General features: G+C 53.2%; 17 protein-coding genes. 10 read left to right on the forward strand and 7 right to left on the reverse strand.

Annotated elements, in window-relative coordinates; all coding sequences use genetic code 11:
• Positions 1-572 precede the first annotated feature (572 nt).
• The 3 genes from ACAN56_RS08690 to ACAN56_RS08700 are packed head-to-tail and all read left to right on the forward strand — an operon-like array spanning position 573 to position 2590.
• Positions 573-1166, forward strand: coding sequence for a bifunctional transcriptional activator/DNA repair enzyme AdaA (locus ACAN56_RS08690; protein WP_038584893.1), 594 nt, complete (start codon positions 573-575; stop codon positions 1164-1166).
• Positions 1141-1707, forward strand: a complete 567-nt coding sequence (locus ACAN56_RS08695) for a methylated-DNA--[protein]-cysteine S-methyltransferase (protein WP_379142081.1) — start codon at positions 1141-1143, stop codon at positions 1705-1707. The genes ACAN56_RS08690 and ACAN56_RS08695 overlap by 26 nt, the downstream gene beginning before the upstream one ends.
• Positions 1688-2590, forward strand: coding sequence for a DNA-3-methyladenine glycosylase family protein (locus ACAN56_RS08700; protein WP_379142084.1), 903 nt, complete (start codon positions 1688-1690; stop codon positions 2588-2590). The genes ACAN56_RS08695 and ACAN56_RS08700 overlap by 20 nt, the downstream gene beginning before the upstream one ends.
• A 200-nt stretch (positions 2591-2790) precedes the next feature.
• Here ACAN56_RS08700 and ACAN56_RS08705 read toward each other — a convergent pair whose 3' ends face one another.
• The 3 genes from ACAN56_RS08705 to ACAN56_RS08715 all read right to left on the reverse strand — a co-directional run bounded on the left by ACAN56_RS08705 (position 2791) and on the right by ACAN56_RS08715 (position 3999).
• Positions 2791-2880, reverse strand: a complete 90-nt coding sequence (locus tag ACAN56_RS08705) for a putative holin-like toxin (protein WP_379142086.1) — start codon at positions 2878-2880, stop codon at positions 2791-2793.
• Positions 2881-3029: 149 nt separating this feature from the next.
• Positions 3030-3179: a hypothetical protein gene (locus tag ACAN56_RS08710; protein WP_156130793.1), complete on the reverse strand. Its 150-nt coding sequence runs from the start codon at positions 3177-3179 to the stop codon at positions 3030-3032.
• Between the two features lie 13 nt (positions 3180-3192).
• Complete coding sequence (locus tag ACAN56_RS08715) at positions 3193-3999, reverse strand: DNA-binding protein (protein WP_379142089.1); 807 nt, start codon at positions 3997-3999, stop codon at positions 3193-3195.
• Positions 4000-4539: 540 nt separating this feature from the next.
• On the opposite strand from ACAN56_RS08715, the gene ACAN56_RS08720 reads away from it, so the two are divergent.
• On the forward strand, positions 4540-5007 hold the full coding sequence (locus tag ACAN56_RS08720) for a L,D-transpeptidase (RefSeq protein WP_341089269.1): 468 nt from the start codon (positions 4540-4542) through the stop codon (positions 5005-5007).
• A 111-nt stretch (positions 5008-5118) separates the two neighbouring features.
• Here ACAN56_RS08720 and ACAN56_RS08725 read toward each other — a convergent pair whose 3' ends face one another.
• Complete coding sequence (locus ACAN56_RS08725; protein ID WP_379142091.1) at positions 5119-5544, reverse strand: VOC family protein; 426 nt, start codon at positions 5542-5544, stop codon at positions 5119-5121.
• Positions 5545-5684: 140 nt separating this feature from the next.
• Here ACAN56_RS08725 and ACAN56_RS08730 point away from each other — a divergent pair, with 140 nt between their 5' ends.
• Positions 5685-6644, forward strand: a complete 960-nt coding sequence (locus ACAN56_RS08730; protein WP_038584907.1) for a helix-turn-helix transcriptional regulator — start codon at positions 5685-5687, stop codon at positions 6642-6644.
• 198 nt (positions 6645-6842) lie between these two features.
• Here ACAN56_RS08730 and pdxR read toward each other — a convergent pair whose 3' ends face one another.
• On the reverse strand, positions 6843-8261 hold the full coding sequence (gene pdxR / locus ACAN56_RS08735; protein WP_379142095.1) for a MocR-like pyridoxine biosynthesis transcription factor PdxR: 1419 nt from the start codon (positions 8259-8261) through the stop codon (positions 6843-6845).
• Positions 8262-8366: 105 nt separating this feature from the next.
• Here pdxR and ACAN56_RS08740 point away from each other — a divergent pair, with 105 nt between their 5' ends.
• The 5 genes from ACAN56_RS08740 (at position 8367) to ACAN56_RS08760 (ending at position 14230) form a co-directional block, all read left to right on the forward strand.
• A complete protein-coding gene (locus ACAN56_RS08740; protein ID WP_342438022.1) occupies positions 8367-8921 on the forward strand; it encodes a GNAT family N-acetyltransferase in 555 nt (184 codons plus the stop codon).
• 198 nt (positions 8922-9119) lie between these two features.
• A complete protein-coding gene (locus tag ACAN56_RS08745) occupies positions 9120-9587 on the forward strand; it encodes an Hsp20/alpha crystallin family protein (RefSeq protein WP_038584915.1) in 468 nt (155 codons plus the stop codon).
• Positions 9588-9986: 399 nt separating this feature from the next.
• Entirely contained in the window at positions 9987-10937 is a 951-nt protein-coding gene (locus tag ACAN56_RS08750) for a DnaJ C-terminal domain-containing protein (protein ID WP_038584918.1), read from the forward strand.
• 43 nt (positions 10938-10980) lie between these two features.
• Positions 10981-13623: an ATP-dependent chaperone ClpB gene (clpB, locus tag ACAN56_RS08755; RefSeq protein ID WP_379142098.1), complete on the forward strand. Its 2643-nt coding sequence runs from the start codon at positions 10981-10983 to the stop codon at positions 13621-13623.
• 370 nt (positions 13624-13993) lie between these two features.
• Positions 13994-14230 (forward strand): hypothetical protein, encoded by a 237-nt coding sequence (locus ACAN56_RS08760; RefSeq protein ID WP_379142101.1) that lies wholly within the window; start codon positions 13994-13996, stop codon positions 14228-14230.
• A 456-nt stretch (positions 14231-14686) separates the two neighbouring features.
• Here ACAN56_RS08760 and ACAN56_RS08765 read toward each other — a convergent pair whose 3' ends face one another.
• On the reverse strand, positions 14687-14950 hold the full coding sequence (locus ACAN56_RS08765; protein WP_379142668.1) for a hypothetical protein: 264 nt from the start codon (positions 14948-14950) through the stop codon (positions 14687-14689).
• A complete protein-coding gene (locus tag ACAN56_RS08770) occupies positions 14947-16875 on the reverse strand; it encodes a glycosyltransferase family 2 protein (protein WP_379142103.1) in 1929 nt (642 codons plus the stop codon). Before ACAN56_RS08770 ends, ACAN56_RS08765 begins: the two co-directional genes overlap by 4 nt.
• Positions 16876-17053 lie beyond the last annotated feature (178 nt).

Here is a 17053-nt window from a genome sequence, read left to right on the forward strand (position 1 = left end):
GTAGGTACGATTGAAGCTCTTTGTCAGGTGCTTCTTTCTTCGATAGTCGCTGGGGATTTTCCTTTTCTACAAGGATTATATATTACGCCAGAATTTATATGTTTCACACGATAACTTATCCTTCTATTTCTCGCTGAAACGGTACCGTCCTTAAAAAGGACGGCAAAGCCGTTTCCACTTGGATTGCCGGTTTAGATGAGCCGGCATGTGGAAGCAGCCGGACTCCAGCGCTTCTATTTCGGCAAAATCAGTCTTATTGGGGGCGAAACGGACCTCAGCGCCGCTATTTTCACAAAAACTGTCTAATTGTCGCAGGAAACAGGAAATAACGTCAATGCAGTCCGCTGGGCATGAAAGTGGGCCTTTCTGCTATAAATAGCGTCTCTCCAGTCCGGCAGCGTTGAAAGCCCCCTTCTGGCCGAAGCGGACCGCTGTGCGCATATCGCGCGGCATGGTGGACTGGTCAGAGCCCGGTTGCAAAGGTCTTTACTGTCGTAATCTTGCTCTCCTATTGCGATAGGCTGCATAAGGCCAAAGCAATCGTTTATACTGGCGGTATGAGGTGATTTCATATGGATCAGGCATTATTCGAACAGGTCTACGATTCGGTAGTCAAGCGGGAATCAACCTATGACGGGGTTTATTATACAGCGGTGTTGACTACACATATTGTCTGCCGCCCTTCCTGCCGGGCAAGAACGCCGAAGGCGGGCAATGTGGTCTTTTACGGTTCTTTGCAGGAGGCGACGAGAGCAGGTTTCCGCCCCTGCAAAAGATGCCGCCCCGAGGAAGGCGGCAGGCTAAGACCCGACGCGGTGCTTGCCGCACAGGCAGATGCCGTTATGGCAGAACGTTATGGAGAGAAGCTGACGCTGCAGTCACTGGCTGAACAGCTGAAAGTCAGCCCGTTTCACCTGCAAAGAACCTATAAGCGGGTAACCGGCCAGTCTCCTGCCGCGAGGCTGGACCAGCTGCGGCTGGAGAAAGCATGCGGACTGCTCGCGGACACCGGGCTCGCCATTGCTGAGGTTGGCAAGGCGGTCAGCTTTCAGGGACCGTCCCATTTTGCCGCATGGTTTGCGCGGAAGACCGGCCTTGCGCCAACAGAATACCGTACAGAGCTCAAAGGAGGAATCCAGCATGACCCAGACACTCAAGACCATTGAGATTTTCCATCATACCCTCAACGTCCGGAATAGAGACTGGACTTTGTGGGCCAGCAAGAAGGGCCTAATCCGCATATCTTATCAGGAGGATCAAGGCGTGCTTCCGGCATCGTGGCTGAAAACCTATGCACCGTCACATCAGTTCAGCGAGGACGCTGGCATCTTCGATCAATTCGGGGCCACGCAGCTTCTGGAGAGTTATTTTAACGGAGAGCCTGTAAGCTTCAGCAGTATCCCTTTGGATCTCTGGGGCACCCCGTTTCAGCAGGAGGTCTGGATGGGGCTGGCCGCTATTCCCCATGGTGCAATAGTGACCTACAAGGAGCTTGCCGTAAGCATCGGAAGACCGCAGGCAGTCCGCGCGGTGGGTGCGGCTAACGGGCAAAATCCGCTGCCGGTTGTGCTGCCCTGCCACCGGGTCATCGGCACGAACGGCACACTAACCGGATACCGGGGCGGCCTCAAGCTGAAGCAGGAGCTGCTGAAATTGGAAGGCATTACGAATGTGGGGGCGGCGGGACATGAACGATTTGCTTTTTGAGCTGCCGCTGCCGGAGTTTTTTGACTTGTCCACATGTCTGGAATACATGAACCGTTCGCCGCTGGAATGCCTGTTCCGTTCCGATGGGGAAGGGGTTACCCGGCTGTTCATGCTGGAAGGAACGCCGTCGCTGGTCAGGCTGACGGTTGCAGCCGGTACACCGCGTCTACAAGCCACACTGCTGACCGGTGCTTTTCCCGGCCCGAAACCTCTGGCGGAACTGACGCAGTATATCGTGGAATGGTTCGATCTGGACCGCGATCTTGCACCGTTCTACCGGCTGGCTGACGCAGACCCGCTCTTGCAGAAGCTCGCGGCGAGTGAACGGGGCTTGCGGATCATCGGCATTCCCGATCTGTTCGAGGCTTTATGCTGGGCTATTCTCGGCCAGCAGGTCAATCTGGCTTTTGCCTACAGGCTGAAGCAGCAACTCACCGCTGAATACGGGAAGTCGCTGGAATATGAAGGGCATACTTATTATCATTTTCCGGGGCCTGAGACGTTTCTAAAGGTCTCGATGGAAGAACTCTGTAGTCTGCAGCTGACCCGCAGCAAAGCGCGGACCCTATTGGATGTGGCTGGACTGATCTCCGGTGGTGAATTGAGCCGGGAGGAGCTGCTGGCCCTGCCGTCCCCTGAAGCCGCCGAGCAGCGGCTGCTGAAGATCCGGGGAATCGGTCCGTGGACCTCGCAGTATGTGCGGATGCGCTGCCTGCGCGACGCCACTGCCTTCCCCGTAGGAGATGTCGGCCTGCAGAATGCGGTGAAGTTCCTCACCGGCATGGATAGAAAGCCGACCCCGGCGGAACTGCTGGCACTGTCGGTACCCTGGCACGGCTGGGAAGCCTATGCCACATTTTATTTGTGGCGTGCGCTGTATTGACTATCCGCTGCCTGTGAACGGTCAATAGGTTTGGCTTTTTTTGTATCACCTTGTTGTATGAAAACCGATATGCTAAGATACAATTAAAGAAGGAGCCGTGCGTCAACACGACTCCAGTGTACAATCCGCGATAAGAGCGGACGGCCTTGGTATAAGGCAACGGAGAAGTAGATCGCGCTCACCCTACCAAGATGGGCGGTCTACTTCTTTTTGTTGAAGGATAAAATCAACACAACCAGCGTCGCAAATGAAATCATCAGCGTCAGTGCTTGGTATACCTCCACAGGCATCACCTCCCTTCCGGGAGATTAGCCGACCGCTAATCCAGCAGTTAACCGTGCATCAATGGAAATAAGCCCAGCTTTGATAGCCCCATACTTTTTCACACGCGAAAAAGCCCCTGCAGAGTTTGCAGAGGCTCGTCCGGCTATTGATTTATTTAATGGTCTACCCCGTGGCGCAGCGGTCCGAAGCCGCCGCTTGCGATCTTATCCGTGCTGGTGGATCCTGCGTCCGCGCTGACAACAGCTGCATTAACACTTACCAAAGCGACCACAATAAAGATGAGCGTAAACACTTTTTTCTTCATTTTGAAATCCTCCCTAGTCTTGTATTTGTTCCATCAAGCAGAGGTACTCGTCCAGTTGCCCGGAAGTTGTTTGATTTCGGAGTTTCTCAAAGAGAACCGCTGACTTACGGAACCCTGTATCATCTTTAAGCTTAACTGATGATGCCAAAGAACATAGAAGCGAATTTATAGAATCATATATATTTCCATTTATGTAATAATATTTCGCCTTCAAATAAATGTAATCTATGTAATACCGGATATTCCTTTTTGTTATGTAGTATTCCCCCATCGAGTCGATCTGCTCTTTGAACTCGATCAGCACCTCATCGACGTTGTACTTATGCTTGATTGCTGACTCCAGGATGTATATCATGCCTGGCAGGATTTCCTCTTCGTTATGCCGCAGGAAAACCAGGTAATCCGGAAGTGCGGTGGTGTTCCCCTCGTTCAGTTCGATCACGTGCAGATTAGCTAGGGCAATTTCACGATAATATTCAACCTCGGCCCAGCCCTCGGCGTTCATACCGTTAATCCATCCCAAATCCTCATACTTCGAGATGCACTCTCTCGCCTCGTCATATCGGCCCAGCTTCTCAAGCGCGATTCCTTTCAAACACATAGAATAGCCGAAGTAATAGACGATGCTTCGGTTTATTCCGAAGTTGCACACCTTCTGGCCGTCGGCATGCTCCCGCTGATATATGCTGTAAAATTGATTAATCTCGCTGTATAGCCTATCGGCGATTTGGAGGATACCGTCCCAATTTTCAAGGGTAAATGATGCTCTTAGCATCTGAACCAGTGAATCAGCATTGATCCCGTTAAGATCCAACTCCAATATGATCCATCCTTCCGTAAAAAGCGAAAAAAGTTTCTCCATGATATTCCACAAAATACAAAATAAGAATTTCTTTGTCTAATCATTGTTCTTTATTTCACCCTTATTAGTAAGTGACCCATGTCACATTTAAAGGTATTTTTATACAAAAAAATTCATTATATGGAAAATATGCAGGACGTCCGATACGCGTCATACAAAAACGCCTGAAATAAGCTCAGACGCTGCAATATCGCAACAAAGCTACGTCTGAATTAGTTAAATCTATAAAGGAAAAGAGACACCTCTAAAAGAGACATCTCTTGAATAAAACGGAGTTTATGTCACAGATAATCAAAGTTGTATATTCAGGATTAGACTTGAGAATAAATAATATTTTCCAAATAAAGTTGATAATTAGTAATCCGTGGTTGTAAATCCTCCTCCTCTAACTCCCTATTAATAGAAGGCGGTTGATGCAGAGCACAATGATATGGAGTTATCTATTAGCCTCTGCCACTCCATCAGCTAATCCTTCAAAAACAATTGGAGGTTTTATAAATGGGATACCACATTCGGGTTAACTTGAATGCAAACCGGACAAAATTGGGTTCACTGAAAATGTATAATGATAGCGGGGCTTTAGTATTTGGTCCTGTACAAGCACTTGGCCGCTCAGAGTACGGTTATCCTTGGTCTCAGACTGACGGACATACACCAACCGGGGTATATTCAGCAACAATATCGAAAGAGCCAATGCCCCAAACGGTTAAAAATAAACGCTCTTATGGCCCGTCGAAATATATCATAATGGACCCTGTTAGTGGCAATGCGTTAATTGCAGAACAAAATGGCCGCTCAGGTCTATGGATTCATGGTGGAGATCCAGCAGATACAGGTGCCCCTTCTTATCCACTACGTCCAACACATGGTTGCGTAAGACTTTCGAATGAGGACCAACACAGCTTGATTTATGTTCTATCCACATTAGGTGGCGGTACTGGAAAGGTTACTATCGCCGAAGTTTAATCTAAGGAACAAAATCAACATTTGTTAAAGCCGTTTTAAACGGGGCACTTAAATACAGACACAGGCCATGGCTGCCTGCCTATGGAAGGGCAGGAGCCATGGCCTGTTTTTTTACCGTGGCCGCTTGGTGAAGATTTGAAAGGTTACACCGAACTTGTCGGTGATCATGCCGTAGGCTGGGCTGAAATAGACCGGACCGAGTTCAACGTCAACCTGCCCGCCTTCCTTAAGGGTGTTGTATAACCGTTCCGCTTCCCCGGCGTCCTCCGTCGAAAGGCAGATGTTGATGCCGTTGCCTGTTTGCAGTACCTGTCCGATGTCAAGATCGGCTACAAAAATATCCGTGTCTCCCACACTCAGGACAGAATGGGCGATACGCGCTTTTTCTTCGTCCGACAATGGTGAATCCGGATTCTGCGGGCCTTGTCCCACGGTTTGCTTAAACTGAAGTTTTGCTCCCAGACTCTCCTGATAAAAAGCAATGGCTTCCTCTGCCGTACCGTCAAGCAGGATAAAAGGATTTAGTTGGATACTCATTTCTAATTCGCTCCTTCAAGCTGTATTTGCCCTTTGCGGCTGGGCTTTGATTTCATTGTAGTCTATAATAGTGACAAGTATTGTCATGAATAGAAAAGTAAATGAAGCCAATTTCAAATCATCTGAATGGAGGCTGGCGCATGTCCAAATCGAAAAGACTGCTGGACCTGATGATGACCGTCAACCGCAGGCGGAAGTTTACCGTCAGGGAGCTGGCCGACGAATTCGGGGTCTCTACACGAACGATTCTGAGGGATTTACAGGAGCTTGGCGAGCTTGGGGTTCCGCTGTATTCCGAAGTAGGCCCCCATGGAGGTTATCAGGTGCTGAACGAACGGATTCTTCCGCCGATTGCTTTTACGGAAGCGGAGGCGGTAGCGATTTTTTTTGCCAGCCATGCCTTGCGTCACTATCAGTATCTGCCCTTTAAAGAAGAGTCCCTATCAGCATTGCACAAATTTTATAATTATATGTCGGGTGATGTCCGCGACCGGATTGATGAGATGAAAAACCGGATTGATTTCGTGACTCCGTCAAGGCAGGCAGAGTTTCCTTATTTGTCGATCCTGCTGGAGGCGGCTACCGATCAGAAAGTACTACGGATCGACTATGAATCCAAAGGGCAGCAGTCGTGCAGAGCAATACAGCCTGTCGGCATTTATGCCAGCAGCGGCTTATGGTACTGCCCGGCTTATTGTTTTGTGCGCGGGGATATCCGCGTGTTCCGCTGCGACCGGATCCATTCGGCGGACTATGACCATTCGGGGCTGGCGCCCCTAGATTTGCGGCATATCCATCTGGGAAATAAGGAGATTTACAGCGCCATGGAGCAGGTGCCTGAAGAGGAACGGGTCAAACTTCACGTAGAGCTTGGGAAAGCGGGGGTCCAGAGCTGTGAGGCCGAGCTGTGGTCGGCATCCCTGCTGCATAGGCGTGAAGACGGGACCGGATGGCTGGAAGGCAAGGTATCTGGAAGCGATCTTCGCTTTTTTGCCAGATTTGTTATGGGGCTCGGAAACGGGGCGACGGTCCACGAACCGCCGGAGCTGGTGGAGGAACTAAAGGGTATGCTTGCCGAAATACTGGAGAAATACAGCTGACAGGAAATGCTGCGGCTGTTTCTGGGGATTAGCATACCCCAGCGGGCCGGGGGATTAACTTCGCTATTTGGTCACGCGGATGAATTGCTTATCCGCCAGGTCAAAGGAGCCTTCCGGCGGCAGTGGTCTGTCCGAGCAAAGGTAATGGTCAAGGGTCGTTGGGATTCACCTTCCTGAAGGGTCTGCTGAATAACTTCGTTAAATCAAGGGCAGCCATACCTCAGCCAGACGGCGGATTCCCTCTTCGATCAGGTTTTCAGGGATGCCCCCGAATCCAAGGATAAACTCAGGGTCATCGTTTTCGGGCTGCTCCCACCATGTATAAGACATCGGGGTAACCCGAATGCCGGCCTTTTCTGCCACAGCCGCAAGCTGCCGGGCACTGCCGCCGGATTTCAGTGTGAGCAGAATGTGAAATCCGGCGTCCCTTCCGCTTACGGCTGCCTGGTCTCCGAAATAGCGCTGAATGGAGCGGAGGAGAAGGTCATGTTTTTTCTGGTAGAGCAGCCGCATTCTCCGCAGATGCTTCTCGAAATGCCCTCTTTCCATAAAATAATGCATCGCGATCTGATTCAGCCGGGAGGCTGAATGCTCCAGATACAGCTCCCTCGTCAAATGGTGATACAGCGGCAGCAGTGCTTTCGGCAGAACCATGTAGTGAATGCTAAGGGCAGGGGCTAGAGACTGGGCGAAGCTGCACATGTAGATTACGGGGCTGTCTTCCAGAAGTCCCTGCAGTGCGGGAATCGGCCTTCCGTGATAGCGGAACTCACCGTCGTAGTCGTCTTCAATGATTATGCTGTCCGTTGAACGGGCCCAGTCCAGCAAAGCGTGGCGTTTGGCAATCGGCAAGGTCATGCCTCTGGGGAACTGGTGGGAAGGCGAGATATACACGCTGCTGGCCCTGCTGGTATAGAGCTTCTCCACATCTATTCCGTCTTCCTGTAAAGGAATGGGAATCATCTCAAATCCGTGCCTGCGGAATGCTGCCGGCAGCAGATGATAGCCCGGATCTTCAATGCCGAGCCGTTTGCTGCTGCCCTGCAGTATGAGGCAAAGCAGAGAACATAGCGTATATTGATCCCCGCCGATTACAACCTGCTCCGCCGTGCAGCGCAGCCCGCGGAATTGCCGCAAATGGGCGGCGATGCTTTCGCGGAGGGCAGGCTCACCCTGCGGATCGCCATATTGCAGCAGATCAGGGTTGGCGAGCTGTTCCTGATAGAGGCTGCGCCATATTTTGTGGGGAAACAGGGAAAAGTCGTTTTTCGACATATGGAAATCATAGGCATACGGCCGGGAGTCGCGGGCTGTTATCGGGCGGCTGGGCAGCGGCGGAGCGCCTGCGGCGGCTGTCAGCCCGCTGAACATATGCATAGGCTGAACATAATAGCCGCTGCGCGGCTTGCTTGCGATGAAGCCCTCGGACAGCAGCTGCTGGTAAGCAAGCTCGACCGGTGTAGCGCTGAGGCTTAGCTGGGCGGCAAACACACGGATTGATGGCAGACGGGTACCGGCCGGCAAGGAGCCGCTGATGATTTCTTTTTTGAAATAATGATATAGCTGAATATAGTAGGGAATTTCATGGTTCTCGCTGAGAGCGGGGACAAGCAGCATATTATCCTCTCCATCTGTCCTTCGAAATTGAATGATTTTGTCTATTTTATAGTATACAGTCTTGCAATATCATAGAGCTACACTAAGAGACAGGAGTTGGCAGCAATGAATAAGCAGTCCGGGCTATTAAATGGAGACAAAGTGTATCTGCGTCCGCTTAACGGGGAAGATGCCGAACTGTACTACCACATGTTCTACGATAAGGAGACCCGCTACCTCACAGGCACCCAGAAGCATATCAACAAGGAACAGATCACGGGGTATATTGAGCGAAAAGCCGGGGATGACAGCGCAGTGCTTCTGCTGATTGCCCTTCAGGAGAATGACGAGGTGATCGGCGACATTGCGATTCAGGATATCGACCGGAACAACCGGAATGCGAATCTGCGGATCGCCATCGGCGAAGGGAAACATCAGGGACAGGGTTACGGCCGGGAGTCTCTGCTGCTCATGCTGGACTATGGCTTCGGGATTCTGAATTTGCACCGGATCGAACTGGAGGTCTTTAGCTACAACAGCCGTGCTATACATGTATATGAGAGCATCGGCTTTGTCCGGGAGGGCGTGCAGCGGGAGGCGCTTTTTTATAACCATGAATACCATGATGTGATCAAGATGGGCATGCTGGAGCAGGAGTACCGGGAGCGTTATTTACGATAAAGGTCAAACAAGGTCAAATCGTTAAAAAAGCTAAAATTTGTAATATAAAATAAGCCGAAACGCCGGGATTTGCCGGATTTTCGGCTTATTCCGGTTTTGTCATCCAGCGGTAGCCGGACTATAATAAAGCCATAAGGTCAAATAAAGTCAAAGTCAAAATTGAGTTCAAAATTGAAGACATTGAGAGGAGAATGGATCATGTTTGATTTGGTGCCTTTTGGAAAACGCAGAGATGATGTGTTTGGTGTGCTGGCTAAGTCTTTAAACGAAGTGTTTAATGATGAGTTTTTTGCTCCGATGACCGGCGCTGCCCAGTCCTTCCGGACGGATATCCGCGAGAGCGGTCAGGCCTATCTGATCGAGGCCGAGCTTCCCGGCTTCAAAAAAGAGGAAATCGACATTGATTATACCCGTCCATATTTGACGATCAAAGCGGTACGCAAGGAAGAGGACGCTCAAGAGAACGAAGAACATCAGGTAGTGCGCAGAGAACGCCGGTACGGGGAGTATGTGCGCCGCTTCTATGTGCAGGATATTGCCGAAGATGAAATCCGGGCTTCCCTGAAAGACGGCATGCTGTCGCTGGAAGTACCGAAGCAGCAGAAATCTCAGGGCAAACGCATTGAGATCCAGGATAATGGTTCATCCGGAGAACAGCTTCAGTAACATATTCCAAGGCTATAACATCCGGGGGAAGCGGAGAGTCCCGCACGCGGATGGAAGGTGAAGTGAGACTTTCAAGCCTGGAGGAATGAGCTGTGTAAAAAGGGGTCCCGGGCAGGGCGGCCTATGCCGCATGCCTCTCTGATCCCTGCAGTTGCAGCGGCTTCACCGGGCTTTTCATATAGCAGTAACCATAGAAGGCGCATTGTAGTGGGATTTCCGGCTATGGTGCGTCTTTTCTGAGAGTATATCCCCTGTGGGCAGCAGCAGAGACAAGGTAAAGCAGCACAGGGCTGACCCGGCTGACGAATTACCAGTTGATGGGACGGGAAGAATATATTTAAGAATACAAGCGGAAAGCGCCGGAGGATGGGTGCAGCCAGCAGAAAGGAAGAGGTTCGATTGGCGGCAAAAAACTATTACGAGGCCTTGGAGGTAGGCAAGCAGGCTTCCAAGCAGGAGATTAAAAAAGCCTATCAAAAGCTCGCCAAAAAGTGGCATCCCGATGTTAATAAATCTCCTGGAGCGGATATGAAATTCAAGGAAGCGGCAGAAGCATACGAGGTGCTGGGCAACGAGGAAAAGCGCAAAGCCTACGATGAAGAGCTCCGCTACGGATTTGGCGGCGCAAATACGGGCGGCACGCAGCATTCGGGTTCCGGGAGCGGCGGTATTTCCGAAGAGGATTTGTTCGGCATGTTCTTCGGCAGCCGTGGTGCGGCGGACCGGGCCGGATTTGATTTCTTCTCCGGCAGCGGCGGTGCGCGGCAAGGCGGGGGAGGAACGTGGGGGCAAGCGCAGGGCACCATGCAGGCTCAGCTGGAGATTACGCTGGAGCAGGCTTACAAGGGCGGGAAAGTAAGGGTGCAGGTCGCTGGCAAAGACGTGAACGTTAGCATCCCGGCGCGGTCACCCGAAGGTACGGTCCTGCGGATTCCCGGCGGCGGGAATGCTGCTGCGCAGGGTAGGGACGTGCTGATTACGCTGCATATCCTGCCGCATGAGATTTACGAGCCCGAAGGCGGCGATCTGTATGGGACGGTGGAAATTGCCCCATGGCAGGCCGTGCTGGGCGGAGAAGCCAAAGTGCCGCTGCCCGATGGCAGCAGCGTCAAATTGAAGATCCCCGCCGGGATCACGGGCGGGAAAACGCTGCGGATTCCGGGCAAGGGGCTGAAACGCCCGAACGGCACAAACGGTGACATCCTGTTCGCGATTGAGATTGTCATCCCGCCCGGAACTACGGAAGCGGAGAAGAACATTTACCGCCGTCTGGCCGAGGGTGCAAGCTTTCAGGCCGGAGCCAAACGCCAAGGCTCCGGAGCGCAGCGGCGCACAGCCGCCAGAGGGTAATTAGATATAGGAGCGATGAAGAAAGGGAAAGGTGATGAAGGAGATGGACTTCAACAAACTAACACAAAAACTGCAGGAAGCCGTTGCAGCCGCACAATCGCTGGCGGGTGCGGGCGGACATCAGGAGATCGATAACCTCCACCTGCTTAAGGCGCTGCTCCAGCAGCAGGATGGACTGCTGCCGCGGCTGCTGCAGAAGATGAACATTCCCGCTGCCGAGCTGCTGCAGGGCACGGATGAGCTGCTTCAGCGGAAGCCCAGTGTCAGCGGATCGGGTGCCGGCACGATGCGGCGGTATGCTTCGCCATCGCTGATTGCCGTACTGGAGCAGGCCGAGAAGGAAGCGGCAGGGATGCAGGATGAGTTCGTTGCCGTAGAGCATGCCGTACTGGCCATGGTATCTGTTTCCGGCAGCGAAAACCGCGAGCTGCGCGAACTGTTTGCCAGCCGGGGGATTACACGTGACAAGCTGCTGGCTGTGCTTGCGGATATCCGCGGGCACCAGCGGGTGACGAGCCGGGAGCCGGAAGCCACCTACGAGGTGTTGGAGAAATATGGCCGCGATCTGGTGGCCGAAGTGCGGGCCGGCAAGATTGATCCCGTCATTGGACGTGACGGGGAGATTCGCCGGGTCATCCGCATCCTCTCCCGCAAAACCAAAAATAACCCGGTGCTGATCGGGGAGCCGGGCGTAGGGAAGACGGCTATCGTCGAAGGGCTGGCTCACCGGATCGTCCGCAAGGATGTGCCGGAGGGACTGAAGGATAAGACGATTTTTTCGCTCGATATGAGTGCGCTGGTCGCCGGAGCCAAATACCGTGGGGAATTCGAGGAGCGGCTGCAGGCGGTTCTGAAAGAGATACGCGAGAGTAACGGGCGGATCATTCTCTTCATTGATGAGCTGCATACGATTGTCGGAGCAGGCAAAACCGAAGGAGCGATGGACGCCGGCAACATGCTGAAGCCGATGCTGGCCCGCGGCGAGCTGCACTGTATCGGAGCGACAACGTTGGATGAGTACCGCAAGTATATCGAGAAGGACCCGGCGCTGGAGCGCCGTTTCCAGCAGGTGCTGGTCAGTGAGCCGGATGTGGAGGACACGATTTCCATTCTGCGCGGGCTGAAGGAACGTTTTGAGGTGCATCACGGGGTCAAAATCCATGACAGCGCACTTGTAGCAGCGGGCGTGCTGTCGAACCGCTATATCACGGACCGGTTCCTGCCGGATAAGGCGATTGATCTGGTGGATGAGGCCTGCGCAATGATCCGCACGGAGATCGACTCCATGCCCGGTGAAATGGATGAGGTGACCCGCCGCCTGATGCAGATGGAGATTGAAGAAGCCGCGCTGAAGAAGGAAACAGACGATGCCAGCAAGCGCAGACTGGAATCCTTGCAGCGTGAATTGGCTGACCTTAAGGAGAAACATCTCGGGATGACTGCGCGCTGGGAAAAGGAAAAGTCAGCTATTCAAGGCATCCGTGAGCTGAAGAAAAAATTGGAGCAGGCGCGCAAGGACCTGGTGGATGCGCAGGAAATCTACGACCTCAACAAATCGGCGGAGCTTAGCTACGGCATCATCCCGGATCTGGAGCGGCAGGTGAAGGCTGCGGAGGAAGCGGCGCAGCAAGATCAGGAGACCCGGCTGCTGCGCGAGGCCGTGACAGAGGAAGAAATCGCGGATATCGTCTCCCGCTGGACAGGAGTTCCCGTGAGCAGACTGGTCGAAGGCGAGCGGGATAAGCTGCTGCGGCTGGAGGATATGCTGCATGAGCGGGTTGTCGGGCAGGAGGAGGCGGTCCGGCTGGTGGCGGATGCCGTACTCCGGGCCCGGGCAGGCATCAAAGACCCGAACCGGCCCATCGGCTCCTTCCTGTTCCTCGGGCCGACCGGTGTTGGCAAAACCGAGCTGGCAAAGGCGCTGGCCGTATCGCTGTTCGACCGTGAAGACGGCATGATCCGTATTGATATGTCGGAGTACATGGAGAAGCACAGCGTCTCGCGCCTTGTCGGCGCGCCTCCGGGATATGTCGGCTATGAGGAAGGCGGCCAGCTTACCGAAGCGGTGCGCCGTCAGCCCTACACCGTTGTCCTTCTGGACGAGGTGGAGAAGGCCCATCCCGATGTGTTCAACATCCTGCTGCAGCTGCTGGATGACGGGCGGCTGACCGATTCGCAAGGCCGGATCGTCGACTTCAAAAATTCGATTATCATTATGACCTCGAATATCGGCTCGCCGCATCTGATCCAGGGCACCGATGATAACGGGGAGCTTACCCAGGCGGTCAAGGACAGAGTCATGAAGGAACTGAGCGGTCATTTCCGTCCCGAGTTCCTGAACCGGGTTGACGATATCGTAATGTTCAAGCCGCTGACATTGGCTGAAATTGAACAGATCGTTGTCAAGCTGGTCGACGGCTTGCGTCTGCGTCTGAGCGACCGGGGGGTTGGCCTTAAGCTAAGCGAGGCGGCGGTGCGGTTCATCGCCAAGGAGGGTTTTGATCCGGTGTACGGAGCAAGACCGCTCAAGCGGTTCATCCAGCGCAGTCTGGAGACACCTGTTGCGCGCGCCCTCATCGCCGGGGAAGCGCCGGAGGGATCCGTCCTGGAGGTTCACCATGCGGGCGGTGAGCTGAAAGTTTCCATTGCCAAGCCGGAGCCGGCGGAGAAAATAAGCACAGTGTGAGAAGCTGGCAGATAAGTTGTGTCTGGCAGGGAGCAGCAGCCTTGATGCGCTGCGTTCTGAGCTGCGAAGCAGCTTGTGGTGCGCTATGTTCCGCGCCACGAAGAAACTCGCGATACGAGGCGTTCTGTGCTGCGAAACACTGATGGTGCCGCACTCTGTGCTGTGAAACACTACTGGTGCCGCACTCTGTGCTGCGTGACACCGCTGGTGCGCACTCTGTGCTGCGAAACACTGCTGGTGCCGAACTCCGCGCTGCGTAACACTGCTGGTGCGTACTCTGTGCTGCGAAACACTACTGGTGCCGAACTCCGCGCTGCGTAACACTGCTGGTGCGCACTCTGCGCTGCGTAACACTACTGGTGCGCACTCTGTGCTGCGAAACACTACTGGTGCGCGTTCTGTGCTGCGTGACACCGCTGGTGCGCACTCTGTGCTGCGTAACACTGCTGGTGCGCACTCCGCGCTGCGTAACACTACTGGTGCCGCACTCCGCACTGCGAAGCAGGGCGCTGGTACTTTGCGTTCCACATCGCGCACCGCTCAGTTCAGACTATGCGATGCCCTGCCTTGGCTGGAATTGGCCGCCAAGGCAGTTCTTCCGATGTGATCAGCAGATAGCTGCACTTCGTACAACTAAATGGACCCGTTATCCATGCGGTGGAGGTTTAATTGTATTTCGTGCAGCTATTTTTTTGATTTCCCGCCCATTCAGCCTTGTGACGGTTTTTTAATTGCAGGAACTGCAACTATAAGCCGCTTCTGGCCTTTTTGGCTGGGAATAGTTGCACGAAATACAGCTATAGATCTGGAATTGAAATTCTGTACTCCACAATTCCGCAATTCCGCAATCAATCTGCTTACGGCAGGCATCCATTTATTGCACTTGGTGAAGCAGAGTAACTGGAACAGATTAAGGGTAGCTGTTGCTATCTGCTGAATCAAATCGTCCAAGTCCGGCACAAAAAGAGCGTCCACCAGCTATGTATGGCTGAGGGACGCTCTTTTTGTGCTATTGGAAGTGTATAGGCTAGTGGTGCAGCTTTTAACTAAAAATGCTCTTTACTCAAGAAAACTGAGGGCAACAGCGCCCTAGAGCAGTTGACCGCGTTTCTTCAAATGGCGGTAGAGTAATCAGCGGTGCTACTGTCGAGCTGAGGCCGTAGAAGAAATGGGACAGATTCATCATCGTGCCCGAAACGGCCATCGAGCCGAAGATCAGAAAGCCGGCGAACACGGTCAGCAGCTGCAGAATACAGTTTCGTTTAGTTGATGCGTGCAGTGAAATTTGCATGAAAAACCGCATAGGGTCCAGTATACTACCACTCACTCTATCCAAGGAACCAAATTGGGGTGCTGCTCAAGGATGGAGGCATATTGCTCTTTCCAACCGTATATTCCATCCGGATCAAGCAGCATATAGCGCAAATATTTATCCAGCCGGAATTCTGGCCGGGACCAGCCGAGATGCTTAAGCCGCAAATTGCTTAATTGATGGGGCAGCTCAAAAATATTCTCCGGCAGCCGTCCGCAATGCTGCGGCGATTCATTCCAGATATAGGGGAAACCCTCGCGGTAGCGGAGCAGAAACGGACGATAGCTGTGGTGGGAACGCCAATACCTGTCTTCACGGTAATGATGATCATCCCAAAAATCATAGAGCCGGAAGCAGAATAGGTCGCAAGCATCCTCCCGCAGCAGGGCGTCGATGTCACCGGCAAACCTTTCTTCAAAAATCTCATCCGCATCCAGACTCAGGATCCATTCCGGCCCACTCTTAACAACCTCATCCCACTGCTGCTTGCGCAGCTCCGCCTCATTGCTGAACTTGGAGACGGTGTTGTGTATAAGACGGAGTGGAATGCCCTGAAGGGCTTCCCGGCAAATGTCAGCCGTGTTATCCGTGCTGCCATCGTCAATAATGACGGCTTCGTCGATATACTTGCGATGTTCTTGCAGAATTTGCTGCAGGAAGCGCTGGCTCTCATTCTTGACGACCATCGTCAGAGTCAGCTTTGGTCGTCTGCCAGCCGGGGAAGCAGTGGCAGCAGACGCCGACGGGACGGCATTGGCGGCATGATCCTCTGCCTCAGCGGGTTCATCTCCCGGCAGTGCCGGCAGGTCTTTGCTCAGGCGTACCTTCGCCTCAGCCGCTGTCCACGGAGCAGAATGCGGCTGCGAATCCTGTTGAACCGACGTTTCCCCGGATTCAGCTTCCGGCTCTGCGGTCTTTGCAGCTTGGCCAGCCTCCGCCTCCGTTTGTAGTACGTCCCCGGGTGCCGCAGAACCCTCCGTTTCTTCTACGACTCCCGGAACCGCCTCCGCTTCTTGTACGCCTCCCGGTGCAGCGGCAGCTTTTATTTCATGTGCGCCTCCCATCGTTCCCGCCGTATCCGCTGCATCTGCCCCGTCATCCGTCCCGTCCACAGCTGCTTCCGGAGCGGGTGACGTCAGCCGGATATAATCATCCACCTTACTAAGGTCGCTGTCCCTGTAGAGATGCAGCGCAGGATAATGGGTGTCGACATATAGCGGAATGCCCAGAGCGGCGGCACGGATGCAGAAATGGCGGTCTTCGCCCCAGTAGGAGATATTCCGGATCACATCATAGCTTACCCCGGACTCGATAGCCCGGCGGCTAATCAGCGTGCAGGCGCCAAGTCCGCCAACCTCATAGATTCCCGGCTGCTGCAGCTTGGCCAGAAAGGCGTGAAATCTGTGGTTGATCTCCTCGTGGGTAAGCTTCTCCCCCGGAAGTGCCTCCCACTGGTTGTACTCGTCATGCATCCAGACCTGCGGCTGCAGCATCGTGTTCGGCTGCCACTGTGTCCAGAAGACCTCCGAGATAATATCTTTTTGCGTCTGTATCAGGTGGAGTAACGTGTCCGGATGTAAGATCAAATCCGAATCGATCAGGAACAGATAATCATAGCCGAAGGCTTCAGCCCGCCGGATCATCAGGTTCTTGAAGCCAGCCACCTTCCAAACCAGGCCCGAATTCCAAAAATGGGTATGGTCATCCCGGACATAGGTATCGCGGAAGCCGGAGGACTGCAGGAATACATTATTGGCGCTTTTGGAGAATTCCTGCAGCAGCGAACTGGACGCTTCATCCTCATTGTCATCAATGAAATAAAAACCCAGCTCAACACCGTCAAGCCGCAGGCGCAGCAGTGATTTTAGAAATTGGTGCAGGATCAGCGGTTTTTGGTGGATCGGGCTGCCGAGCAATACGCGTGTCTGGGGTCCGCTCATAGCTTTCCATTCCAGTACAGGGTCATCATTAATAGAACATCCCCTTGGATTTACAAATAGATGATATAGGTTATATGTATTCAATATATTTAGAGAGGTACTAGACTAACCCTTATTTTTTAAAGGGTGTGGGAATTTATGGATTGGTGTCTGGAGACGGCCTGTTGTACAATACCGC

Source organism: Paenibacillus paludis (assembly GCF_042610515.1).
Classification (GTDB): domain Bacteria; phylum Bacillota; class Bacilli; order Paenibacillales; family Paenibacillaceae; genus Paenibacillus_AQ.

Coding starts and splice junctions, on each gene's coding strand:
- ACAN56_RS08690 (WP_038584893.1), top strand. CDS start 573: ATGGATCAGGCATTATTCGAACAGGTCTACGATTCGGTAGTCAAGCGG.
- ACAN56_RS08695 (WP_379142081.1), top strand. CDS start 1,141: ATGACCCAGACACTCAAGACCATTGAGATTTTCCATCATACCCTCAAC.
- ACAN56_RS08700 (WP_379142084.1), top strand. CDS start 1,688: ATGAACGATTTGCTTTTTGAGCTGCCGCTGCCGGAGTTTTTTGACTTG.
- ACAN56_RS08705 (WP_379142086.1), bottom strand. CDS start 2,880: ATGCCTGTGGAGGTATACCAAGCACTGACGCTGATGATTTCATTTGCG.
- ACAN56_RS08710 (WP_156130793.1), bottom strand. CDS start 3,179: ATGAAGAAAAAAGTGTTTACGCTCATCTTTATTGTGGTCGCTTTGGTA.
- ACAN56_RS08720 (WP_341089269.1), top strand. CDS start 4,540: ATGGGATACCACATTCGGGTTAACTTGAATGCAAACCGGACAAAATTG.
- ACAN56_RS08725 (WP_379142091.1), bottom strand. CDS start 5,544: ATGAGTATCCAACTAAATCCTTTTATCCTGCTTGACGGTACGGCAGAG.
- ACAN56_RS08730 (WP_038584907.1), top strand. CDS start 5,685: ATGTCCAAATCGAAAAGACTGCTGGACCTGATGATGACCGTCAACCGC.
- pdxR (WP_379142095.1), bottom strand. CDS start 8,261: ATGCTGCTTGTCCCCGCTCTCAGCGAGAACCATGAAATTCCCTACTAT.
- ACAN56_RS08740 (WP_342438022.1), top strand. CDS start 8,367: ATGAATAAGCAGTCCGGGCTATTAAATGGAGACAAAGTGTATCTGCGT.
- ACAN56_RS08745 (WP_038584915.1), top strand. CDS start 9,120: ATGTTTGATTTGGTGCCTTTTGGAAAACGCAGAGATGATGTGTTTGGT.
- clpB (WP_379142098.1), top strand. CDS start 10,981: ATGGACTTCAACAAACTAACACAAAAACTGCAGGAAGCCGTTGCAGCC.
- ACAN56_RS08770 (WP_379142103.1), bottom strand. CDS start 16,875: ATGAGCGGACCCCAGACACGCGTATTGCTCGGCAGCCCGATCCACCAA.